This is a genomic window from Labrys okinawensis, from assembly GCF_047345005.1.
Classification (GTDB): Bacteria; Pseudomonadota; Alphaproteobacteria; order Rhizobiales; family Labraceae; genus Labrys; species Labrys okinawensis.
The window spans coordinates 480725-503399 of sequence record NZ_CP178864.1 but is presented as its reverse complement, the minus strand read 5'-3'; the positions used below and the strand labels follow the sequence as shown (position 1 = coordinate 503399).

Here is a 22675-nt window from a genome sequence, read left to right as displayed (position 1 = left end):
CAAGGGCGCGGGGCGATGCCTCCCCCACGAAGCTGGGGCAGGCGAGTCTCGCTTCTTCCTGTACTGTCTCCTCCCCAGCCGTGATATTGGCGTCTTCTGTTGCCATTAATCCTTTGTAATCCGCCCCAATTCGGGCTGGTTCTTGTCCGATCCCACCGATGCTCCCACATGGGAGGCGTTGCGGCCCGTCTCCGGGCAATGGCCGCGAAGGAGATTTCAGGATGACCCCGAACGAGAAAACCCTCATCGAGGATCTGTTCAACCGGTTGCGCACCGCCGCTCCCAGCGGCCGCGATGCCGAGGCCGAGAGCGCCATCGCGGCCGAGATGGCTCGCTCCCCCGGCGCGGCCTATGCCCTGGTGCAGACGGTACTGGTCCAGGACCAGGCTCTGCACGAGGCCCATGACCGGGTCCAGGCGGCCGAAACGGCGGCGCGTGAGGCGGCCCAGCAAGCTCCCCAACAGCCGGAGCAGCCCCAGCGGCCGCAATCCTTCCTGGAGCGTGCCGGTTCGGCCCTTGGGGGCTTTGGCGGCCAGCGCGATCGCCCGACCTTCCAGCAGGCACAGGCGCCCGAACAGCCCCAGGCCCGTCAGGGCGGCGGCTTTCTCTCTGGTGCCCTGCAGACGGCTGCAGGCGTTGCAGGCGGCGCACTGCTCTTTGAGGGCGTGCGCTCGATGTTCGGCGGTGGTGGCGGCGGCCTGCTCGGCGGTGGCAGCAGCCCCTGGGGTGGTGGCGGCACAACCGTCAACGAGACCATCATCAATGAAGGCTCGGACAAGGACCGCGACGACAACACCCGCGACGCCAGCGATAACCGGGACAATAACGATCGCGACGACGACAATGTCCAGGACGCCAGCTATGATGCGGACGATGACAGCTTTGACGACGGACCGGATGGCTCGGACGACGACAGCTGGGTCTAGCCGGGAGCGCGGACATCCCGACCACAACCATCTTTGACGGTTGTGGCGGTGTCCGCCTCGCGGAACTGTTCTCTTCCCAAAAAGCTCCGGTCAGCGATGGCCGGAGCTTTTTTATCAGAGTTCGCGCGTTTTACCCTCGGAAGTGGCTCGAGATCGGCACACCTGGCTCACAGCCCTTCGAACAGCGCGCTCGAGATGTAGCGCTCGGCGAAAGAAGGCACCACCACCACGATGGTCTTGTTGTCCATCCCCGGGCGCGCCGCGAGTTCCAGGGCGGCAGCGACGGCAGCACCCGAGGAAATGCCGGCCGGAATGCCTTCGATGCGGGCCAGCAGGCGGGCGGTGTCGAACGAGGTCTGGTTGCCCACCGTGATGATGTCGTCGATCACCGAGCGGTCGAGCACGTCGGGCACGAAGCCGGCGCCGATGCCCTGGATCTTGTGCGGACCGGGCTGGCCACCGGAGAGCACCGGAGAATCCTCAGGCTCCACTGCCACGATCTTCAGGTCCGGCTTGCGCGGCTTCAGCACCTGGCCGACGCCGGTGATGGTGCCGCCGGTGCCGACGCCCGAAACGAAATAGTCGATGTCGCCCTTGGTGTCGTTCCAGATCTCCTCCGCCGTGGTGAGGCGATGGATCTCGGGATTGGCGGGATTGCGGAACTGCTGGGGAATGACGGCGCTGGGCAATTCCTTGACGATCTCCTCGGCCTTGGCCACGGCGCCGCGCATGCCTTGCGCGGCCGGGGTAAGCACGAGTTCAGCCCCAAGCAGCGCCAGCATCTTGCGGCGCTCAATCGACATCGACTCCGGCATCACCAGGATCAGGCGGTAGCCGCGAGCGGCGGCGACGAAGGCCAGCGCGATGCCGGTATTGCCGGAGGTCGGCTCGACCAGCACCGTGTCGGGCTTGAGGTGGCCGCTCTTCTCGAGGGCATCAACCATGCTGACACCGATACGATCCTTCACGCTGGCGATCGGATTGAAGAACTCGAGCTTGGCGAGGATGCGTGCCTTGACGTTCTTGGCCTTGGCGAGGCGGTTGAGCTGCACGAGCGGCGTGTCGCCTATGGTCTCCGTGATCGACTGATAGATGCGGCCGCGGCCGGGCACATGGGCATTCGCCATGGGATTTCTTCCCTTGCTGAGAAATTGGGCGGTATTCAACATTAATCCATTTATTTGTCGAGATTAATATTGAACCACAATTTTGATGAGTTAATTAGATTGCGAAATCGATATTGGTGGCCGTTCCACCGAAAACTTGCTTGCGCTCCGCCTCGCGGCAAAGATCCTCCACCGTGATCTCGTCAAGCTCCGCCAGGAAGGATTGTGCGGCCTGGTCCACCGCCGGCGCGATGACCTGATCGACCAGGCTGGAGACCGGCGAGAGCTCGTCGTCGCTCGAGTCGGTCATGGCCGCACGCACGATGTCGCCGGCGGTGATGCGGCGGCGCTCGCGGGCGAGTTCATAACCCCCGCGAGGGCCGCGCACGCCCTTGAGGATATTGTGGCGCACCAGCGCCTGCAGCAGGGTTTCGAGATGGCGCGGGGGCAGCGCATGGCGCGTGGCAAGAGCCTTGGCGGCGACCGGCGTCGGCCTGGAGTGGTGGGCGATATCGACCACGGCGGCAAGACCGAGCAGGGAACGACGCGAAAGCAGCTGCATAACCGAAAACCTCTCAAACTCTGTAGCAAAGCGCGTTTCGAGGAAACGCTGCCCAGCTCCAGCTCTTTGTTTCGATGCGTTTTTGTGATTCCCGGCGATGCTGCCAGATCGAAAAACGCCAAGCCTACTTCACCGTCACGGCGCCGGTTGAACCGAAGCCCCCGCTGCCCCTGGCGGTCGAATCGACCTCAGCCGTCTCGACCAGGACGGACAACGTCACCGGTGCGATGACCAGCTGTGCAATCCGCATGCCATACGTGACGGCGAAGGATTCCACACCCAGGTTGATCAGCGCGACCTTGACCTCACCGCGATAGTCGGCGTCCACCGTGCCGGGTGCGTTCAAAACGGTAATTCCGCTTTTCACAGCCAATCCGGAACGAGGGCGCACTTGTCCTTCATAACCTTGTGGAATTTGGAACACCAGCCCGGTCGGCACCAGGGCACGCATCATCGGTTGAAGAATAAGCGTTTCACCGGGCGCAAGAGCCGCCATCAGATCGAGCCCGGCGGCGCCCTCGCTCTGATAACTCGGCAGAGGCAGGTCGGCGGCATGTGGAAGCTTGAGGACGGGGATGGAAAGAGGCGAAGTCATGGCAATCCTGTTATTGGGGGGCGGGAGTCCTTTGACCTGCCCAAGAAGTCGTGAGATAGCCGAAAAAGGCGCAGATTTTGTCATGCCCGGGCTTGTTCCGGGCATCCAGCGCCATGCCTGCCAACGTCTGCGCCAGACTGGATCACCGGGACAAGCCCGGTGATGACAAAAAGTCGAGGTTACGCGAATTTCTCGGCCAGGTTCTGGGCGCACCCGAGCATCATGGCCCGGCAAGCTTTGCGATATACGCCACCAGCGCCCGCGCCACCGCGTCCTTGTCCATGTCGGGCCAGGTTTCCACGCCCCTGGCGGAAATGAGATGCACGCGGTTGCGGTCACCGCCCATCACACCGCTCTCGGGCGAGACGTCGTTGGCGACGATGAGATCACAGCCCTTGCGCGCGAGCTTGGCCTTGGCGTGCTCGACGACATTCTCGGTCTCTGCCGCAAAGCCGACGACGAACGCCGGGCGGCGGGCGGTGTCATGCGCGATGGTGGCGAGGATGTCGGGGTTCTCGACCAGCGAAAAGCTCGGCGTGCCGGCCTCGCCCTTCTTGATCTTCTGCGCCCCGGCATCGGCGACGCGCCAGTCGGCCACGGCGGCGCTGAAGATGGCGATGTCGGCCGGCAGGGCCATCTCTACCGCTTCCAGCATCTCGCGCGCCGTCTCGACCGGGACCATGTTGACGCCGGGCGGGGCGAGCAGGGCAACGGGGCCGGAGACCAGCGTCACCCGGGCCCCGGCCGTCAGCGCGGCGGCGGCGATGGCATAGCCCTGCTTGCCGGAGGAACGGTTGGCGATATAGCGCACCGGGTCGATCGGCTCATGCGTGGGTCCCGCAGTGACAAGCACATGCTTGCCGGCGAGCGGCAAGGCGGGAAGCAGGGGCGTATCATGCCTCACGCTGACCGGCAGCGGGATGAAGGTCGGGCCCGCCAGCATCATCTCGATCGCCGCCACGATCTCCAGCGGCTCGGACAGCCGGCCCGGCCCATATTCGCCGCAGGCCATCTCCCCATCATTGGGCCCGACAAAGGCAACCCCGTCCTGTTGCAGCTGGGCGATATTGCGCTGGGTGGCCGGATGCAGCCACATGCGCACATTCATGGCGGGCGCAGCCAGGACCTTCTTGTCGGTGGCAAGCAGCGTGGTGGAGGCAAGGTCATTGGCAACGCCCTGCACCATCTTGGCCATAAGGTCCGCCGTGGCGGGAGCGACGACCAGGAGGTCGGCATCGCGCGACATCTCGATATGACCCATCTCCGCCTCGTCGGTGAGCGAGAACAGGTCCGTGTAGACCTTGTCGCCGGTAAGCGCGGAGACCGAGAGCGGCGTTACGAAAGCCTCGCCCGCCTTGGTGAGGATGGCGCGCACATCGGCGCCCCTCTCGCGCAGCCGGCGAATCAGCTCCAGCCCCTTATAGGCCGCAATGCCACCGCCGATGATGAGGAGAATACGCTTGCCAGCGAGAATGGAAGACATGGCAGGATCCGCGTGAAGCCGAGATCCCACACATAGACAGGGGAAGAAGGGGATTCAATCGCCGGGAGCGCGGACGTCCTCCTTCGCTCTTGAACTGCCGCCGTCCTGGAGTGAAGTGCAACGAACGGAATCCGCAGTGCTCTTTCTGAGACCGGGATGGTTCAAGAGCGAACGTGGACGTCCGGGTTCCCGGCATAACGGACGGGATCACCACCCCTCGGATCGGGCAGGCTGTTGAGGATCAGCCGGGCGATGGCATCGTAGTCGCCATTGAAATGATGGCCGCCCGGCACGGCGATCACCTCCACCTTCTGCGGATCGACATCGTTGCAGCCGGAACGCTCTCCCTCCTCCATGCCACGGAAGCACTGCACATGCGGGCCGCTGATGGCGGCGACGGCGGGGATGGTCGCCTGGCGCCCGCCGGTGACCTTCATGAAGCCCACGGCATAATCGGCTTCGCGCGACAGGCCGAGCAGAGAGATCTCGCTGACGCGCGTGCGCAGATCGTCCGGCAGATGCGCATAGACGGTGGCGGCGACATCCGCGCCGAAGGAATAGCCAACCAGGATGATCGGCCTGTCGGCCCGGAACGGGGCCACCATGCGCTGGATGGTCCCGGCCACCTCCTCGGGCGTGCGCCTGTGGATGAAATAGGCCAGGCTGTTGAGACCGATGGTGGTCACCCCGGCACGGGCGAGCCCGTTGGTGATGCCGTCATCGATGCCCCACCAGCCGCCATTGCCCGAGAGCATCACCGCGATCGGCCCGCCCTCGTTCTTACCGTCGATGAGGACTAGGGGGAGGTCGCGCAGCGCCGCCGGAACGTTGGAATTGTCCGGCGCGCCGAGCGCACCCCAGACGTTGCCGAAGGCGCTCGGGAACCAGCGTGGCAGCACCCGGTCGGTGAAATAAAGGCTGGCGACCAGCGCGAGCAGGATGGCGCCAAGGTGGCGAAGGGTAAGGCTCCGGATCATGGCGACGGCACGCAAAACGAGTATGTTGCGTTGTGTTCCGCGATCATGGCGCGACCAAGGCGCAGCACTGCTCGTCCGCGCCAGCCAGGCGTCGTTTCATACAAATATCGGTGATGATCCGGGCATAATGGCCCTCTCCGCGATGGGGACGGCCCCGGCAGGTCCTCAGCGCGGAGCGAGGACCATGACCATCTGGCGTCCCTCAAGCGCGGCGTCCGATTCCACCTTCGCGATCAGGCCGGTATCATCCTTGACGCGGTTGAGCAGGCGGTAGCCGATTTCCTGGTGGGCCATCTCGCGGCCGCGGAAGCGCAGCGTGACCTTGACCTTGTCGCCTTCCTCGAAGAAGCGCCTCATCGCCTTCATCTTGACGTCGTAGTCATGATCGTCAATGGCCGGGCGGAGCTTGATCTCCTTGATTTCCACCGTCTTCTGATTCTTGCGGGCCTCGGCGGCCTTCTTCTGCTCGTTGAACTTGAACTTGCCGTAGTCCATGATCTTGCAGACCGGAGGCTCGGCATTGGCGGCCACCTCGACCAGATCAAGCCCGGCCTCGAAGGCCATGGCGATGGCAGCTCTCGTATCGGTGACGCCGCGATTCTGGCCGTCCTGATCGATCAGCATGACTTCGCGGTTACGAATCTCCTCATTGATGCGCGGCCCATCCTTAGTGACCGGCGCGTTTGTCCTCATAGGGCGACGAATGGCGGTAAACTCCTCTACCGTTGATGTAATTTGGGCAAGCAGACAGGTTCGCGTCGAACCCCTCGCCCGGATGCGGGAAGATGTTGCCGAAGCGGTCGGAAGTCAACGCTTTGATTGCATTTGCAGCGATTTTCTCGCGATGGCCCGTTACTCTTCCCTGAGCTTTCGGCTCGCGATCAGCAATTCTGCATAGGCATCGAGCGTGGCATTACACATCACGTCCAGCGAGAAATGCGCCTCGACGTGCGCTCGGGCGCGCGCGGCCAATCCGTCGCGCGCCGAAGCGCCCAAGGTGAGCGCCTCCATCAGTGCCTCGGCGAGGGCATCGGCGTCGCCCACCGGGGTGCGCCATCCGGTACGCAGGTTGCCGACGATTTCCGGCGGAGCCAGCACGGTCTCGGATGTCGCGCCATGGTCGGAAACCACGACGGGGCAGCCCATCGCCTGCGCCTCCACCGCCGTGCGGCCAAAGGCTTCCGGGCTGGTAGAGGGTATGGCGACCGCGGCGGCGGAAAGATAGGCTGCCGGCATGTCGCTGCAATGGCCGACCAGCAGGACCAGACCCTTGAGGCCACGCTCGGCAATGCGGGCCTTGAGGTCGCTGACATAGCCGTCACGTCCCTGGGCGTCGCCCGCCAGCACGAACACGGTATCCTCCAGGCCCTTCTGCTTCATGATGGCGGCGGCATCAATCAGCACGCGCTGGCCCTTCCAGGCGGTGAGGCGGCCGGGCAACAGCACGATGCGCTGATGCGGCGCGACGTTCCAGGCCTTGCGCAGCGCTTCGACGCGCTCGAAGGAGACGGAGGCGGGCGTGAAGGCCGTCAGGTCCGTGCCACGGTGGATGACGCGCAGGCGCTCGGCCGCCTCCGGCCAATTCTCCTTGATGGTGGCGGCAGTGAAATTGGAGTTGGCGATGACGATGTCGGCCTCGGCCATCACGCCATTGTAGCGCTTCTTCCAGGCGCTCGAAGCCGAATAGGCACCGTGATAGGTGGTGACGAAGGGCAGCTCCAACCGCTTGGTGGCGAGCCGCGCGGACCAGGCCGGCGCCCGCGAGCGGGCATGGATGAGGTCGATCTTCTCCTCACGCACCAGCCGCTCCAACCGCTTGGCGTTTCCCCAGATGCGCAGGGGATTCTTGGTGGAGGCGTTGAAGGGAATCCATAGGCCGCCGCGCGCCTGCAATTCACCCACCAGGCGCCCGCCTTCCGTCGCGACCAGGGCGCGGGCCCCAGCCCGGGTCAATGCATCGGCGATGTCGATGGTGGTGCGCTCCGCCCCGCCCGCATCGAGTGCCGGGATAATCTGCAGCACCGTGATGCCGGCAAAACGCTCCTCCTTCGGCCGGCGGGCCGGCGGGCGGGAGCTGCGCAGAAAATCGGGAGGGGACGCTGGCTGTTGCGGCATAGTTCTGCTTATAGAGCGTCATTCTTAACGAATGAAAGATGTTGCAGTGGCCAAAGCCAGGTTGCTGAGAGGTTTTTTGCAGCAGCTTTTGCGGGATATCAGAAGGAAGTGACTGCATGATTAGCGATCCCGGCATGATCGAGCTCGGCCAGGACACCTCGGCCCGGAAAATTGCCTGGCGCCACCAGCCCGGGCGTGGGCCGGACGTGGTCTGGCTCGGCGGCTTCCGTTCCGACATGCTGGCGACCAAGGCGACGCATCTGGCCGAATGGGGCACCAGGCACCACCGCGCCGTGACACGCTTCGATTATTCCGGCCACGGCGAATCGGGCGGCCGCTTCGAGGACGGCACCATCGGCCAGTGGCTCGAGGATGCGCTCGCGGTCATCACCAGGGTGGTGAAGACGCCGCCAATCCTGGTCGGTTCTTCCATGGGCGGATGGATCGCGCTGCTCGCCGCCCAGCGCCTCGCCGGCACGTCGTTGGCGCCTACCGGCCTGGTGCTCATCGCCCCCGCCGCCGACTTCACGCAGACGCTGATGTGGGACCAGTTTCCCGAGGCCGTGAAGCGCGACATCCTGGAGAAAGGCGCCTGGTTGCGCCCCTCGGCCTACTCGCCCGAGCCCTATCCGATCACCCGTGCCCTGATCGAGGAAGGCCGCAACCATCTTATTCTCGGCGGCATGGTGAAAACCGGCTGTCCCGTGCACATATTGCAGGGGATGGAAGATCCCGACGTGCCATGGCAGCATGCCATGACACTGGTGGAGCGCCTGGCCGAAGACGATGTCACGGTGACGCTGATCAAGGATGGCGACCACCGCCTGTCGCGGCCGCAGGATCTGGAGAAGCTGATCGAGGCAGTGGAAAGCGTTGCGCCCAAATCGCAGCTGCTTCTATAATCGCCGGATCATCCTGGCCGGCCTTGACCCGGTCGTTGGAGCGGAGAGAGAAATGTTCATTCAGACCGAGGCGACGCCGAACCCGTCGACCCTCAAGTTCCTGCCTGGCCGCGAAGTCCTGCCCGAGGGCAGCACCCTGCACATGACCAATGCCGCCGAGGGCGCGCAGTCGCCACTGGCCGAGAAACTGTTCTCGATCGAGGGCGTGGCCGGCGTGTTCTTCGGCTCGGATTTCATCACCATCACCAAATCCCAGGTGGAATGGCAGCACCTCAAGCCAGCCGTCCTGGGCGCCATCATGGAGCACTACCTCTCCGGTGCCTCGATCCTGCGCGAGCATGCGGTGACCAACGGCGCCATGGGCGAGGAATTCTTCGACGAGGCGGATGAGGAAACGGTCGAGACGATCAAGGACCTGCTCGACACCCGGGTGCGCCCGGCCGTTGCGGCCGACGGCGGCGACATCACGTTCCGCGGCTTCCGCGAGGGCGTCGTCTATCTCGACATGAAGGGCGCCTGCTCCGGCTGCCCCTCCTCCACCGCGACGCTGCGCAACGGCATCCAGAACCTTCTGCGCCACTTCGTGCCGGAAGTGCAGGAAGTCCGCGCGGCGTGAGAGGCGCGGCTACAAGAACTTATGTGGTTTAAAGTTGTGCAGCCCCTCACCTCCATCCTTGCCCCGTTTACAGGTCGAGGATGGAGGTGAGGGGCTGCGTAACATTTTAGAGCGGGGGCTCCGATCAAACGCTGAGCCTACCCCTCAATAATCATTCCAGTGAAACAGGTCCGGATGCTCGCGGCGCCACTCCGCTTCGCGCTCGCGATGCTCGCCGATGAACTCGCCGAAGGCGATGCAGGCGCGGCGGCTGCCGGCGTCGCAATCCGCATGCAGGCGGTCGAGCTGGCTGAAATAGAGATCGTAGATCACCGGGGCCGGACGCACGACCGGGGGTGGAGGCGGCGGCCGGTTGGCGAGGGCCTGGCCGATCAGCACGCCGCCGACGGCGCCAAGCGCGGCACCGCCGACAAATGCGCCGGTACGGCCGTCCTCAGCAGAGGCCGGGGTGCCCGCAAGGGCGGCACATACGCACAGGGCGGCTACGGGAAAGGAAAATCGCATCATAACGCTCAAGGGAAACTCCTACACACGCGCCCCAGCGATGAAGCTACCCTACTCGGTGCAACTTAATGCTTCATGAATAGTAGTCTTATCAATGTAAATTGTGACACTATCGTATCTACTAATCAATTCGGCCATAGACATAACGTTTACATTAAAGGCAGCGACGTCAACATTTGCCACATTGACGCCATACTGCCTTTCCGTCGATTAACCACGCTCAGGCGATCAACCCTTGCATCGGTTTCACGGATCCGGAGTCCGGGAAGACCTTGTCGCCAAGAACGGTCGCCGAGAGACCGAACTGGTCGGCGAGCAGCCCCTTCAGCACGCCGCGCACATCGGAGGTAGGAGCAAGGTCGCGGCCCTGATAGAGCTGTGCCTCCTTCAGGCCGGGCCAGTCGGCGATCACCCGCCCGCCCTTGATGGCACCGCCGGCCAGCAGCACCACCGTGCCGGTGCCATGATCGGTGCCGATCGTGCCGTTGATGCGCGCCGTGCGGCCGAACTCGGTGATGGCGACCACTGCCGTATCCTTCCAGCGCGCCCCGAGCCCGGTCTCCAAGGCCGCGAAAGCCCCGTCGAGACCACCCAGCAGCATGGCGAGCCGGCCGGTGGCGCCGCCCTCGTTGACATGGGTGTCCCAACCGTCGAAGGCGAGCGCGGCGACGCGTGGCCCGTCATCGGCGGCGATCAGCCGGGCCGCGCCCTCCGCCGCCTGGCGCATGCCGGCGGCATTGTCGAGGCCCCCCTTGCGGCCCATGCCGGCCATGCCGTCCCCGGCCGCCATGCGCCCCGCCTCCAGCCCGTGCTGCAAGGCCGAAGCCAGCACGGGATCGCGGTGATTATAGAGGTCGAGCACGCGGTCGGCGAGGTCGTCGCTCGGATCGGGCAGGGTCTGCGGCGCCCAGCCGAGCACCGGGGCGGCGCCGCGCATGACCAGCGGCGTCGACGGGCCGACGGCAAGGCCGCCCTTGAGGCCCACCCTATCACCGCTCGGCAGGGCCGACAGCGCGCGGTTGAGCCAGCCGGTGGCGATGTGGCCCGGACCGGGATAACCGCTCTCGAGCACGTCCTGCCCATCGAAATGCGAGCGATCGCGGTAGCCGGTGGCGGCGGCATGCACGACAGCCGCCTGCCTGGCCTGGAACAGACGGGCGAAATTCGGCATCGCCGGGTTGACGGCGAAGAAGCCGTCGAGCGGCAGGGCCGGATGCGGGCCGTTCAACGCCAGGGCGATATCGCCATGCAGGCCGGTATAGTCGGGGTCGCCCACCGGGCCCACCGTCGAGAGGCCGTCAAGCGCCCCGCGCAACACAATCACGACGAGGCGGGGATCGCGGCCATCAGCGGCGCGGGCAAAGCGCGGCAGGTAAGCCCAGGCGAACAGGGTGCCGCCACCTATCAGCACGGCGCGACGGGAGGGATGGGGCGTTTCGCAAAGCAGGGCCATGATAGCTATCTCCGCTGGAATTCGGGTGCCATGAGCAGCAGCGCCACGGCCTGCTGGCGCGACTCGGCCCTGGCGATGGCCTGGCGCGTCTCGGGCGAGGCGGAGGAACCGACTACCGCCTCGAGCATATCGCTGGGTTCGCCGATGTCCTTGATCTGGCGCGCCGCCTGCCAGGCGATGTCGAGCCGCATCTTCATGCCGGCGGGCGAAGCATGGGCGTCGGCCGTGTCGGGGAAACCGTTCGGTCCTGGCGGCTGCCACAACGGCTCGCCCAGCATGTTGAGCCAATTGAGCGTCTGTCCGGGATCGGCGCCTGCTGCGGAGCCGACAGCGCGACGGATGGCCAAGACGTAGTCGAGGGGCGAGCGCATTTTGGTCAGGGGCTGCGACCAGGCCTCCGGCAGGTTGATCAGCGTGACCGCGACCGCCCTGAGGTCGCCATCATGGTCGGTGAAGACCTTCGCAAGCTGGGCCACGGCCGAGGGTGGCGGATCGTCCGCGATGAAATGGCGCGCGAGTTCGGTGGCGATGTGCTGGGCCGTGGCAGGATGGCGAGCGACATCGTTGAGAACTGCCTCGGCCTGGCCCATGCCGCCAGCCGGATAGGTCTTGCCCATGAAAACCTCGTCGCCCGGCTCATGGGTGTTGGCATTGAACACGAAGGTGCCGGGTTCGCCCAGGCGGCCCTCGCGCCCGACCATCATCCAACCGGTGAGGATGCGGGCGAAAGCGGTGACGTCGGCCTGGGTGTAGCCACTGCCCACGCCAAGCGTGTGCAGTTCCAGAATCTCGCGGGCGAGGTTCTCGTTGAGCCCGCGATTGCGGTTCTTGCCGGCCCGCGAATCCGGGCCGATCGACTGCTGGTTGTCGAGATAGAACAGCATGGCAGGGTGATGCTCGACTGCGAGCAGCATGTCGGCGAAGCGCCCGAGCACGAAGGGACGAATGGCCTCGCGCTCGAAGGCCCCGGCCGAAGCGCGAACGATATTATCTTTCGCGATCGACACGCAGAAATGGTTCGACCAGAAGGCGACGAGGCGCTCGGCGAAACCGATCTCGGCCCCCAGCGCCTTGTCGAGGCGGGCCTGCGCTTCGGCGCGGAACAGCTTCTGTTCCACCGAAGGCCGGAGCGGCTTGGGCTTGTCGTTGCCTGGCATGGCCTGGCTTGGCATGGCCTGCGCGCTTTCCGGGCTCATGGCGAGCGCCGGCATGGCGGCACCGGCATCGGCCGCCGTAACGGCCATGCGATCGCGCTCCATCTTTCGTTCCATGGCCTCGGCCATGCTCGCCTGGATGGCCGGCGTGCTGCCGGGCAGATCCCCGCTCCCGGGAAGGCCAGCCGTGATCAGGGCAATGTCCTGTGTCGCAAGCTCCGACCTGAGGAATCCGCGCGGATCGTTGCCCGGCTTGCCGAGATCGCCCGGGCGGGCGCCGAGGCCGAAGCGGTTGAAGGCGACCAGGGCCGCATCGGGACTGGAAGCAGATATTGCCACGTTGGACCTCGATTGCTGATGCGCTGATGACTTGGTGGAATCGGCAAAAATCGCAAAAACGCATTCAAACAAAGAGCAAGACCAGAACAGTCCTTATGCTTGAACGCGTCTCGATCCAGTGCGTCTAACCTTCAAATCGAATCACCAAGAAGCGCCAAATGCTCTTGACGCCAATGCGCTAACTTGGCGACCTGAACGCATCTTGTTTTAGCGGAAGTGACAGCCGGGCGTTTCCATGGGATCACCCGGCCCAATTTTGGCCTATCAGTGCCAATGGCCGTAATAGCCATAGTGCCTGTGCCAGCCCCAGCCGTAACCGACGGGGTGGCGCCAACCCCAGCCGTAATAGACCGGCGCGTTCGGGACGCAGCGGCCCCAGGGATTGGGATGCCAGCCCGGACCGCAGCCCCAGCTGACATCCTGCACGATGGCGGGACCTGCAGGTGCGGCGGGCGCAAGCGGCATGGCTGAGGCCGCACCGGCCGTCACCATCAGGCCGCCAAAAGCCGCGGCGGCAAGGCTCAGAGATCTGATCAACGCACTACTCCATCCGTTGATGAAAGGGGGGAGGCGGGTATCGCCTCCTTCATTCCTTCAACGCAGCGCTTGACCCGACCCGTCGCTGGTCAGGGCGATTTTTTTGGAGGTGGCAGATGGCGTACCAATCCTTCGGCCAGCAGGAGCCGCACCCCCGGCGAGCTTGCCGCCGCGAATTCGGCGATGCGCTGCTCCACCTTGGTCCGCACGGCGACATCCGCGGTGCGGGCGCGCTCGAGTGCGGCCGAAAGCGCGGCTGCATCGACGGTGGGCTGCTTCAGAAGCTCCGCAGCATCGCGTCGGGCCTGCTGGCCCTCGAGGATCGTCTGGTGATTCTCCTGCCGCACGGTGCGCAGGACTTCGCGAAAGGCGTCGCGCTCGGCCGGCGGCAATTCCTGGGCGGCAGCCTGGAGGGACCCGCCGGGCAGCGGCGTGTGCATGTAGATCCAGACCGCCCCGCCCGCCAGGCATCCCAGCAGGAAGACGTTGAGCACGACCGAAACGATCAGGGGAAGACGCGAGCGGGCCACGATCAGAGATCCTCGTCCGTTGCCGGCCGCCCGGAGCCCACATCCCCGAAGGCCGTGGTGTTGGCATCGAAGACGGCATGCTCGGGCTGGACCACCGGAGCGAGCACCGTCACCAGCACGGCGCCCGCCAGCGCCCCAGCGACGCCAACACCGGCGAGACCGAAGCCCGACCACCACAGCCATACGCGCCGCCGCCGAGCCAGGCCCGCCTTTCCATCCTCCAGGATGCGGGCATGCAGGCCAGCGGCTGGCGCCGGCACGGCATAGCCGTCAAGCAGCGCATCGAGGCGGCCCGCCCGTGCGAGAATGGCCTGGCCCTCCTCCGTGAGGGCGAAGGCTTGCGCCAGCGTCCGCTCCTTCTGTGGCCAGCGCTGCAATTGCCCGCCATAGGCCGACGCGAGGGCCTCGAATTGCCCCGCATCCATTCGTCGCGCCAACTCAGCCATGGCTGTCACCTCCCCTCGGCAAGGCGTGCGCCTTGCGGGATTGGCCCCGCGGCGGCGCAGGGACCAGCTTTCGCCCGCCGCGCTCGAAGGCCCCCTGCCGGGCCTGTCGGCTGTTGCTCCACGTCGGACCCCAACGCTCAACGATGCTGCCCAGCGCGATATCGAGCCGGCGCGCCATGGCGAGGATAGCGCGCCCCTGTGCCTGCGTGGCGAACTGGTCGCCGTCGACGCGCTCCAGCGGCGGCCAATTCTGCAACTCGCTGCCATAGGCGGCGGCAAGGGCAGCAAAACGGTCCGCCGTCATCATTTCGAGCCCCTCATCCATCTTTCTCGTCCCCCATCAGAATCGTCTGCAGCGAGCGCCGGCCGCGCGCGAGCAGACTTTCCAGCGCGTCGGTACTGACATCCATCACCGCAGCCGCTTCGGCATTGGACATCGTCTGGTAGTAGGTCAGCACGATCGCCTCGCGCTGGCGCGGGGCGATTGCCTTCAGCGCCCGCTCGACCCTGAGGCTGTCATCCTCATGCTGCTGGGCTTCGGTATGGGCGCCATCGACGATCTCCGGCATGTCCTCGCTCGTCCATTCGCGCCGGCGCCGCAACCGGTCGTAGCAGAGATTGAGCGCTACCCGATGAACCCAGGTGTCGAAACGCGCCCGCTCGGTGCGCCAGCCGGCGGCGTGACGCCATATCCGCACGAAAGTCTCCTGGGCGACGTCCTCGGCCTCCGCCGCGTCGCCCAGCATGCGCCTGGCGAGCGCCAGCAGACGCGGCAGCTTGCGGGCGACGAGGGCCCGCATGGCCGCCTCGTCGCCCGCACCGATGCGGCGAACCAACTCCTCGTCCGGATCGGGAGCCATGGGCTGGCGAACCCCCAATGATCATGGCGTCTGTCCCCGCATCACTGCCCCTGCTTGGCAGCGGATTTGTGACCGGGCAGTTCGTCCGGCGTCAGGAGGCCGTCATGGTTCTTGTCCAGCCGGGCAAAGCGCTTGGCGAGGAAGGCGTCGAGTTCGTCATGATCGATGAAGCCGTCGTGATTGGTGTCAATGCGGGCAAAAAGCTTGGCCGGATCGCCCTTCGCGTTACGTTTGGCGGCGAAGGCCGTCCATTCGGCCTGGCTGATCTTGCCGTCACCATTGGTATCGGCGACCATATAGGCCTTTTCCCGCCTTGCCTGGAACTGTGCAAGCGTGAGCCCGCGTTTTCCGGCCGGCGTGGCGGAAGCATCCGGAGTGGCCGGCGCAGGCGCCGCGGGCGTGGCCGGCGTGGACGAACCAGGGGCCGGGGCGGGCGCCGGCGTGCTCTGCGCAAGGGCAGGGCCGGCGGCCGTGGTCAAGACAAGGGCAAGCAGCAGGGGACGGATCATGATTGTCTCTTCGCGGTTGGCGCGCTCCCGGGCTGGGTGCGGGCTGAGGTCCTGCCCTTCAACGCGCCCAGCGGGCGATTCCGTCGATCCTGCGCAAAGAAATTCAGCTGCCCGGCGAAGACGCCACTTCATGGCCCTCGATATAGAGGCGTAGCGCCGTGGCGGCGTTCAGCATGTGAGCCCGCATGCGACGCGAGGCCGTCTCCCCGTCCCCCTCGGCGATCGCCTGCATGATCGCTTCGTGCTCGTCGGCGGAGCGATTCAACCTTTCGGCTTGGCGCAGCTGCGTGCGCCGGAAAGCGCTCAGCCGTGCCCGCAACGCGATCGCCTGCTCGGCGAGGACGGCGTTGTGGGTCGCATGGTATATGCACTCATGGAAGGCGCGGTTGAAGCCATCATAGGCATCGAAATCGCCGCTGGCGACCATGACGCGCGAGGATTCGTGCAACTCGATGAGGCGGCTGCGCTCCAGCGGAGTCATGCGGTAGGTGGCAAGCCTGACGCACATCGCCTCGATCTCCGCCATGGTCTCGAACATGTCCATGATGCGCTCGGGCGTAAGGCGGGCGACTACGACCCCGCGGCGCGGGCGCATTTCCACCAAGCCACTGACCGCCAACTGGCGCAGCGCCTCGCGCACGGGCGTGCGCGAGGCGCCGAAGCGGGCGGCGAGTTGCTGCTCGTCGAGCGCCGCCCCCGCCTCCAGGAGGCCCGAGGCGATCTCGTCCGTCAGTGCGTTGCGAATGCGGTCGGAGAGCAGGCCGCGGCCATCGCCAATCTCGCCATCGCCGTCGAATGCCTGCATCATCGCCCGCCCTCGCTATCATCGTCGTGGAAGGAAGCACAATAGAGGGATTTACGCCGTCATCCACGCCTTTGTATACAGATTCCCCAATTATCCATCCACACGCATACACAAGGTCACTCACGAAGCTGTTACGCATCCCAGGATTGACATCGCCAGCCTTTCTGCACACAAGATGAACCACAAATCGAAACACTGCATACAAGGAGCGCCAAATGGCCGACTGGAGTACGCAGAAGGCCATGCTGGCCGAGCGCCTCGCTGCGGGACGCGCCCATGCAAAGGGGAAGGCCGTCACGCCGGAAGCACTGCCCGCCTTCCTCGAAGCCGTGCTGCGTTCCGGCGACCGGGTCTGCATCGAGGGCGACAACCAGAAGCAGGCGGATGTGCTGGCCGTGGCGCTCGCTGGCGTCGATCCTTCCCGGGTGCATGACCTGCATATGGTGCAGTCAGGCGTGGTGCTTCCCGAGCATCTCGACCTCTTCGACAAGGGCATCGCCAGCCGGCTCGATTACTCCTATTCAGGCCCGCAATCGGCACGCATCGCTCGCATGCTGTTTGGCGGCAAGATCGCGCTTGGTGCCGTCCATACCTATCTCGAACTCTTCGCCCGCTATTTCATCGATCTCACGCCGCAGGTCGCCCTGATCGCCGCGGTGAGTGCCGATCGCGAGGGCAATCTGTATACCGGCCCCAACACCGAGGACACGCCGACGGTGGTCGAGGCGACCAGCTACAAGAGCGGCCTCGTCATTGCGCAGGTAGCCGAGATCGTCGACAGGCTGCCGCGCGTCGATATCCCCGGCGACCTCGTGCATTTCGTCGTCGAGGCCGAGAAGCCCTTCTACGTCGAGCCTCTCTTCACGCGCGACCCGGCGGCGATCACCGAGACGCAGATCCTCACCGCCATGCTCACCATCAAGGGGCTCTACGCGCCCTATGGCGTGCGCCGCCTCAACCACGGCATCGGCTTCAACACCGCCGCCATCGAACTCCTTCTGCCGACATTCGGCGAGAGACTTGGGCTCAGGGGCGAGATCTGCACGCATTTCGCTCTCAACCCGCATCCTACCCTCATCCCCGCCATCGAGGCGGGCTGGGTCAAGCAGGTGCATTGCTTCGGCTCGGAAGTGGGCATGGAGGATTATGTCGCCGCCCGCTCCGACGTGTTCTTCACCGGTCCCGACGGCTCGCTGCGCTCCAACCGGGCCTTTTCACAGACGGCCGGGCTCTATGCCTGCGACCTGTTCATCGGCTCTACCCTGCAGATCGACCTGGAAGGCCACAGCTCTACCGTCACCACCAGCCGCATCGCCGGCTTCGGCGGCGCGCCGAACATGGGCTCGGACCCACGCGGGCGGCGCCACCCCAGCGAACCCTGGCTGAAGGCGGGCGCCGAGGCCGATCCAGAGAGCTCACCGGCCTTGAGGCGCGGCCGCAAGCTGGTGGTGCAGATCGGCGAGACCTTCGGCGAGGGCAATGCCTCGCTTTTCGTCGAGCGCCTCGATGCGCTGGAGCTTGCCGACAAGCTCAAGCTCGATCTCGCACCGGTGATGGTTTATGGCGACGACGTCACCCACATCGTCACCGAGGAAGGCATCGCCAACCTGCTGCTCTGCCGCGACAAGGACGAGCGCGAGCAGGCCATCCGCGGCGTTGCCGGCTATACCGAGATCGGCCGCGCGCGCGATGCCGGCATGGTGGAGCGCCTGCGCGAGCGCGGTGTGATCCGCCGGCCCGAGGACCTCGGCATCGATCCGCTCGACGCCGACCGCTCCCTGCTCGCCGCCCGTTCGATCAAGGATCTCATGCTCGCCTCCGACGGGCTCTACCGGCCGCCGAGCCGGTTCCGCAACTGGTAGGTGGAGGCCAAAACCATGGAAAAGCTCAGTTTTACCGTGAGGGCCGCGAGGCCCGCCGGCGGCACCCGCCGACAAGTCCTTACCGGGGTCGTCGCTTCCGGCAATCTTGAAGTCCTGGCCGAGCGCATCCTTCCCGCCGACACGTGCACCGTCGACATCGCTACCGCCGCCCACGGCTTCGGGCCGGTGTGGCAGGCCGTGGTCACTGATTTCGCCCTCCGCCGCGCGGCGGGGGGCTTGCGTCTTTCCGTCAATGACGGCGGAGCACGGCCAGACACGGTGGCCCTGCGGCTCTCCCAGGCCGTCCGCCTGATCGAGGAACCCGAAGCATGACCGCTTCCACCCATCCCCTGAGCTGGTTCGAGGCCAGCGCCCGCCAGCGCCTTGCCGCTCTCACAGACCCCGGAAGCTTTGCCGAAATCGTCGGTCCGGAGCAGCGCGAGATCAGCCCGCATCTTGCCTTGTTCGACCTGCCCGAGCAGTTCGACGACGGCATGATCATCGGCCGCGCCAAGCTCGGCGGCACGCCCGTTCTAGTGGCCGCCCAGGAAGGCCGCTTCATGGGCGGGGCCTTCGGCGAGGTGCATGGCGCCAAGCTCACCGGCCTGCTGCGCGCCGCCACCGCCTTGAAGCGGGACGTACTGATCCTCTTCGACACCGGTGGTGTGAGGCTCCAGGAAGCCAATGCCGGCGAGCTCGCCATCGCCGAAATCATGCGCGCCCTCGTCGAGACCCGCATTGCCGGTGGCCGGGTGATCGGCTTGGTCGGCGGCCGCGCCGGCTGTTACGGCGGCGGCGGGTTGATCGCCGGGTGCTGTTCCACCCTGATCATCTCCGAACAGGGGCGCATCTCCGTCAGCGGCCCCGAGGTGATCGAGACCAACAGGGGCGTCGAGGAATTCGACTCGCGCGACCGTGCCTTCGTCTGGCGCAGCATGGGCGGCAAGCATCGCTATTTGATCGGCGGCGCCGACATCTTCGTCGACGACGAGGCGGGCGCCTTTCGGCAGGCGGCGCTGACGGCTCTCGACCGGCCAGCCCGGCTCGACCTCGCGGTGCTCGGCGCCGAGCAGCAAAGGCTCAAACGACGCCTGCAGCGCTTCGCCACGGCCCGCGACGGCATCGAGGTCTGGTCGCGCCTCGGCATTGCGGTCCCTGCGGATATTCCTGGCCTCGGCACACGGGATTTCCTGCGCACCACCACAGACCGGAGGGAGATGGCCGATGACGCTCGCTGACATCCTCACTTCGCTGTTTCCCGCGGGGCATAGTGTGGCCGTCGCGGATGGCCTGATCAGTGGCGAAGCGCCCTTGCCCGGTGGCGGCACTCTGCATGTACTCGGCATCGCCGACGAGACCCCGCTCGGCGTCGAAGGCGCGCTCACCCTTGCGGGCCATGTGCTCGACGTCGCCGGTAAAGGCGATGGTGCCCCCCTCCTGATGCTGATCGACTCCGCAAGCCAGCGCATGAGCCGGCATGACGAACTGCTGGGCCTCAGCGAATATCTCGCCCATCTCGCCAAGACTCTCCTCCTGGCCGAGACACGGGGCCATCGCACCATCGGCCTGCTCTATGGCGGCAGCGCTGCCGGCGCCTTCATCGCCACGGCGCTCGCCACTGGCACGCTGGTCGCGCTGCCCGGCGCTCATCCAGCGGTGATGGACCTGCCTTCGATGGCGCGCGTGACCAAACTGTCCCTCGATGTCCTGAAGGCGAAAGCCGAAACGACGCCTGTCTTCGCGCCCGGCCTGGACAATCTCGCCAAGACGGGAGCCATTCATGCGGTATGGGATCCGGCAATACCCCTCGCCGGCCAGCTTGCCGATCTCCTGGCGACGCTGGTCGAGGGGGACCATCGCGACCGGCTCGGCGCCGGACGCGCCGGACGGCCCAAGGCAGCCGCCATCGCCGAGCGCGTGATCGCCGAGGTGGGTCATGATTGAGAGACTGCCCCGCCACACCATGGTGGCGCCAGCGCCTGCAGCCTGGGCCGCCCTGCTGGCTGCACGGCCGGACCTTGCAAGGGAACCGCTTCTCGCACGCTGGGCCAGCGCCGGCTATCCGCTGGTGGCTCGCCGGCCGACCTGTGGCGATCCCGCCGACACCATCCCGCTCGGCCTGCCGCTGCCGCCGGCCCAGGGCAAGCAACGCATCGCTGTCGGCCTCAAACCGCGCGACATTGTCGGCTCGGCCCGCCCTCCCCTCCTGCGCGACGCCGCCGGCGCCGCGCCCGCGGCGTGGCAGGCCTCGATCGCCGCACTGCTGCGGCTCGCTCCCTCCAGCCGCTGCTTCGGCAGTCTTGCCTGGCAGCATCTGACGGGCCTTGCCTATATCAGCGACAGCTCGGATCTCGATCTTTTGTGGGACCTGCCGGAGGGCGACGGTCTTGACCCCCTGCTCGATGGCATCGCTGCAATTGAACGGCGTGCCCCCATGCGGATCGATGGCGAGATCCTCGCCGGGGCGCGGGGAGCCAATTGGCGGGAGTTGCGGCAGGAGGGCGAAGAGATCCTCGTCAAGAGCTGCTCCAAAGCGCACCTGATCTCGCGCGCGCAGTTCCTGGCGGGAGAACAGCCATGACTGCTCTCCGGCAGCACAGGAGCGCGCCAGCCTCCCGCCTCGTCAGCATCGGCAGCCTGGCCGTCGATTGCCTGAAGCTGGAAGCGGCGACTTATCCCAAGCCCGGGCTGGTGAGCCATGTCGACAATGGCGCCCACCGTGATATGGATTTTGCCCTGCTGGTCCGCAGCGCCGAGACGCTGGAGACCTGGTTCGACGATCTCGCTGCGGCTGGTGCTGTCGGCGCCGGCATGGACCGCCTGCGCGCCATCGGCATCGAGGGCGAGCGTGCCATGCTGGCCGTCACCGGCGGCGTGAATACCCATCGCGGCGCCATCTTCGGGCTCGGTCTGCTCTGCGCCGCCGCCGGCTTCCGGCAGGCCTATGCCATTCCCCTTCCGCTTGGGCGGATCATCGCCGAGCGTTGGGGCGAAGCGATCCTGTCCGGCCCGGTACCGCTGCGCAGCCACGGCGCCGAGGCCTGCCGCCGTCATGGCGTCGGCGGCGCAAGGCTGGAGGCGGCGCAAGGCCAACCTTCCGTCTACGATATCGCTTTGCCGGCCCTGCGTGCTGGACGCGCCGCAACTGGCGACGAGGAGGCCGCCCGCGTGAATGGCTGCATGGCCCTGATCGCCGTCGTCGCCGATACCAATCTCCTGCATCGCGGCGGGACTGCCGGGCTTGCCTTCGCCCAGAGGGAGGCGCGCATGTTCATGGCGGCCGGCGGCGTCGGCCAACCGGACTGGCAGGCACGCGCCGCCGCCATCCACGGCGCATTTGTTGCCCGCAATCTCAGCCCCGGCGGCTGCGCGGATCTCCTTGCCATGACGCTGTTCGTCGACAAGGAGGAGGCCTGATGCTCGCCCTCCTGTGCGGCGGACAGGGCTTGCTGTCGCCTGCGATGTTCGATCTCACGTCCGGCCAGCCGGAGGCCGAGCCTGTCTTCGCCGCGGCGCAGGCGCTGCTCGGCCGCGATCCGCGCGTCCTGGTGCGAGAGCGGGACGAGCCCCTGCTGCACGCCAACCGTGCCAGCCAGATCCTCTCCGTCTCGGCGGCGCTCGCCCTTCATGCCTGCATCGCCGCTGCACTGCCGCCCGCCTTTGCCGTGACTGGCTACAGCGTCGGCGAGATGGCGGCCTGGAGCATCGCTGGCGCCTGGAGCGCCGAGACTGCCCTGCAGCTGACCGATCAGCGCGCCCGCGCTATGGACGAGGCCGGCAGCGGGGATGGCCAACTCGGCTATGTGCGTGGGCTGGCACGGCAGGCCGTCGAGGCGCTGGCCAGTCGCCATGGTTGTGCCATCGCCATCATCAATCCGGACGGGCTCTTTGTCGTGGGCGGCGTGCGCGCCGATGTCACCGCGCTATGCCACGAGGCGGAAAGCGCGGGGGCGGCGAGGGCGGCCCTGCTCGACGTGCATGTCGCTTCTCATACACCCCGTCTTTCGCAAGCCGTGGTAGTCCTCCGCGAGGCGCTCGAGGCAAGCGCCGCCGCCGATCCCAAACCCGGGCGTTTGCTTCTGGCAGGCGGCGATGGCAGCCGCGTCTTCAAGGCTGCGCATGCCGTCCCGCAGCTCGCCGCGCAGGTCGCCAAAACCATCGACTGGGCCACCACCCTGGAGGCCCTCGGCGAATTCGGGGTCGACCGTATGCTCGATCTTGGCCCGGGCCATGCACTTGCCGATATGGCGCGCACCGCACTTCCCCACGTGCGCAGCTATGCCGCCGACGGCTTCCACAGTCTCGCGGGCCTGCGCGACTGGCTTGCAACAGCCGGAAGGGGGTGAAGACGACGCGTTTCCCACTACCGCTCTTCGGCGCGCTGCCTTTCCATC

Annotated in this window: 27 protein-coding genes; 10 read left to right on the top strand and 17 right to left on the bottom strand. The window is 66.2% G+C overall.

Annotation, left to right across the window (positions count from 1 at the left end; genetic code table 11):
- Positions 1-221: 221 nt before the first annotated feature.
- Positions 222-926, top strand: coding sequence for a DUF2076 domain-containing protein (locus tag ACMDCR_RS02430; RefSeq protein ID WP_413990993.1), 705 nt, complete (start codon positions 222-224; stop codon positions 924-926).
- A 167-nt stretch (positions 927-1093) separates the two neighbouring features.
- Here ACMDCR_RS02430 and cysK read toward each other — a convergent pair whose 3' ends face one another.
- The 7 genes from cysK to ACMDCR_RS02395 form a co-directional block, all read right to left on the bottom strand.
- On the bottom strand, positions 1094-2053 hold the full coding sequence (cysK, locus tag ACMDCR_RS02425; protein WP_413990992.1) for a cysteine synthase A: 960 nt from the start codon (positions 2051-2053) through the stop codon (positions 1094-1096).
- Between the two features lie 94 nt (positions 2054-2147).
- Positions 2148-2594: an RrF2 family transcriptional regulator gene (locus ACMDCR_RS02420; protein WP_413990991.1), complete on the bottom strand. Its 447-nt coding sequence runs from the start codon at positions 2592-2594 to the stop codon at positions 2148-2150.
- Between the two features lie 124 nt (positions 2595-2718).
- Positions 2719-3189 (bottom strand): dUTP diphosphatase, encoded by a 471-nt coding sequence (gene dut, locus ACMDCR_RS02415; protein WP_413990990.1) that lies wholly within the window; start codon positions 3187-3189, stop codon positions 2719-2721.
- Between the two features lie 220 nt (positions 3190-3409).
- Positions 3410-4672 carry a bifunctional phosphopantothenoylcysteine decarboxylase/phosphopantothenate--cysteine ligase CoaBC gene (gene coaBC / locus ACMDCR_RS02410; RefSeq protein WP_413990989.1) on the bottom strand — a complete coding sequence of 421 codons (1263 nt, stop codon included), beginning with the start codon at positions 4670-4672 and terminating at the stop codon, positions 3410-3412.
- A 161-nt stretch (positions 4673-4833) separates the two neighbouring features.
- On the bottom strand, positions 4834-5649 hold the full coding sequence (locus tag ACMDCR_RS02405; RefSeq protein ID WP_413990988.1) for an AcvB/VirJ family lysyl-phosphatidylglycerol hydrolase: 816 nt from the start codon (positions 5647-5649) through the stop codon (positions 4834-4836).
- 165 nt (positions 5650-5814) lie between these two features.
- A complete protein-coding gene (infC, locus tag ACMDCR_RS02400; protein WP_413993808.1) occupies positions 5815-6354 on the bottom strand; it encodes a translation initiation factor IF-3 in 540 nt (179 codons plus the stop codon).
- Between the two features lie 147 nt (positions 6355-6501).
- Positions 6502-7764 (bottom strand): glycosyltransferase family 4 protein, encoded by a 1263-nt coding sequence (locus tag ACMDCR_RS02395; RefSeq protein ID WP_413990987.1) that lies wholly within the window; start codon positions 7762-7764, stop codon positions 6502-6504.
- A 116-nt stretch (positions 7765-7880) separates the two neighbouring features.
- Between ACMDCR_RS02395 and ACMDCR_RS02390 the strand changes: the two genes are divergently transcribed.
- Together ACMDCR_RS02390 and ACMDCR_RS02385 are read left to right on the top strand one after the other, a co-directional pair.
- Positions 7881-8666, top strand: a complete 786-nt coding sequence (locus tag ACMDCR_RS02390) for an alpha/beta hydrolase (RefSeq protein WP_413990986.1) — start codon at positions 7881-7883, stop codon at positions 8664-8666.
- Between the two features lie 52 nt (positions 8667-8718).
- Positions 8719-9282 (top strand): NifU family protein, encoded by a 564-nt coding sequence (locus tag ACMDCR_RS02385; RefSeq protein WP_413990985.1) that lies wholly within the window; start codon positions 8719-8721, stop codon positions 9280-9282.
- Positions 9283-9426: 144 nt separating this feature from the next.
- Here the strand turns inward: ACMDCR_RS02385 and ACMDCR_RS02380 are convergent, their stop codons facing one another.
- The 10 genes from ACMDCR_RS02380 to ACMDCR_RS02335 form a co-directional block, all read right to left on the bottom strand.
- On the bottom strand, positions 9427-9798 hold the full coding sequence (locus ACMDCR_RS02380) for a hypothetical protein (RefSeq protein WP_413990984.1): 372 nt from the start codon (positions 9796-9798) through the stop codon (positions 9427-9429).
- Between the two features lie 208 nt (positions 9799-10006).
- Positions 10007-11239, bottom strand: coding sequence for a DUF1501 domain-containing protein (locus ACMDCR_RS02375; protein WP_413990983.1), 1233 nt, complete (start codon positions 11237-11239; stop codon positions 10007-10009).
- A 5-nt stretch (positions 11240-11244) separates the two neighbouring features.
- A complete protein-coding gene (locus ACMDCR_RS02370) occupies positions 11245-12732 on the bottom strand; it encodes a DUF1800 domain-containing protein (RefSeq protein WP_413990982.1) in 1488 nt (495 codons plus the stop codon).
- A 264-nt stretch (positions 12733-12996) separates the two neighbouring features.
- Positions 12997-13224 (bottom strand): GCG_CRPN prefix-to-repeats domain-containing protein, encoded by a 228-nt coding sequence (locus tag ACMDCR_RS02365; RefSeq protein ID WP_413993807.1) that lies wholly within the window; start codon positions 13222-13224, stop codon positions 12997-12999.
- Between the two features lie 134 nt (positions 13225-13358).
- The gene (locus ACMDCR_RS02360) at positions 13359-13799 is read right to left on the bottom strand and encodes a periplasmic heavy metal sensor (RefSeq protein ID WP_413990981.1); all 441 of its coding nucleotides are present in this window, start codon (positions 13797-13799) and stop codon (positions 13359-13361) included.
- Between the two features lie 2 nt (positions 13800-13801).
- Positions 13802-14245, bottom strand: coding sequence for a hypothetical protein (locus tag ACMDCR_RS02355; RefSeq protein WP_413990980.1), 444 nt, complete (start codon positions 14243-14245; stop codon positions 13802-13804).
- Positions 14238-14570, bottom strand: a complete 333-nt coding sequence (locus tag ACMDCR_RS02350) for a hypothetical protein (protein ID WP_413990979.1) — start codon at positions 14568-14570, stop codon at positions 14238-14240. The genes ACMDCR_RS02355 and ACMDCR_RS02350 overlap by 8 nt, the downstream gene beginning before the upstream one ends.
- Positions 14563-15105, bottom strand: a complete 543-nt coding sequence (locus ACMDCR_RS02345; RefSeq protein ID WP_413990978.1) for an RNA polymerase sigma factor — start codon at positions 15103-15105, stop codon at positions 14563-14565. Before ACMDCR_RS02345 ends, ACMDCR_RS02350 begins: the two co-directional genes overlap by 8 nt.
- Positions 15106-15146: 41 nt before the next feature.
- Positions 15147-15614: an EF-hand domain-containing protein gene (locus tag ACMDCR_RS02340; protein WP_413990977.1), complete on the bottom strand. Its 468-nt coding sequence runs from the start codon at positions 15612-15614 to the stop codon at positions 15147-15149.
- Between the two features lie 103 nt (positions 15615-15717).
- Positions 15718-16419, bottom strand: coding sequence for a GntR family transcriptional regulator (locus tag ACMDCR_RS02335; protein WP_413993806.1), 702 nt, complete (start codon positions 16417-16419; stop codon positions 15718-15720).
- A gap of 215 nt (positions 16420-16634) precedes the next feature.
- Between ACMDCR_RS02335 and mdcA the strand changes: the two genes are divergently transcribed.
- From mdcA to ACMDCR_RS02300, 7 genes are read left to right on the top strand one after another with little or no spacing between them, the layout of a single operon-like run.
- The gene (mdcA, locus tag ACMDCR_RS02330; protein ID WP_413990976.1) at positions 16635-18281 is read left to right on the top strand and encodes a malonate decarboxylase subunit alpha; all 1647 of its coding nucleotides are present in this window, start codon (positions 16635-16637) and stop codon (positions 18279-18281) included.
- Between the two features lie 15 nt (positions 18282-18296).
- A complete protein-coding gene (gene mdcC / locus ACMDCR_RS02325; protein WP_413990975.1) occupies positions 18297-18614 on the top strand; it encodes a malonate decarboxylase acyl carrier protein in 318 nt (105 codons plus the stop codon).
- Positions 18611-19519, top strand: coding sequence for a biotin-independent malonate decarboxylase subunit beta (locus ACMDCR_RS02320; RefSeq protein WP_413990974.1), 909 nt, complete (start codon positions 18611-18613; stop codon positions 19517-19519). Before mdcC ends, ACMDCR_RS02320 begins: the two co-directional genes overlap by 4 nt.
- The gene (locus ACMDCR_RS02315; RefSeq protein WP_413990973.1) at positions 19506-20225 is read left to right on the top strand and encodes a biotin-independent malonate decarboxylase subunit gamma; all 720 of its coding nucleotides are present in this window, start codon (positions 19506-19508) and stop codon (positions 20223-20225) included. The genes ACMDCR_RS02320 and ACMDCR_RS02315 overlap by 14 nt, the downstream gene beginning before the upstream one ends.
- Entirely contained in the window at positions 20218-20862 is a 645-nt protein-coding gene (gene mdcG, locus ACMDCR_RS02310; RefSeq protein WP_413990972.1) for a malonate decarboxylase holo-[acyl-carrier-protein] synthase, read from the top strand. The genes ACMDCR_RS02315 and mdcG overlap by 8 nt, the downstream gene beginning before the upstream one ends.
- On the top strand, positions 20859-21698 hold the full coding sequence (gene mdcB / locus ACMDCR_RS02305; protein WP_413990971.1) for a triphosphoribosyl-dephospho-CoA synthase MdcB: 840 nt from the start codon (positions 20859-20861) through the stop codon (positions 21696-21698). The genes mdcG and mdcB overlap by 4 nt, the downstream gene beginning before the upstream one ends.
- Positions 21698-22627, top strand: coding sequence for an acyltransferase domain-containing protein (locus tag ACMDCR_RS02300; RefSeq protein ID WP_413990970.1), 930 nt, complete (start codon positions 21698-21700; stop codon positions 22625-22627). Before mdcB ends, ACMDCR_RS02300 begins: the two co-directional genes overlap by 1 nt.
- Positions 22628-22675 lie beyond the last annotated feature (48 nt).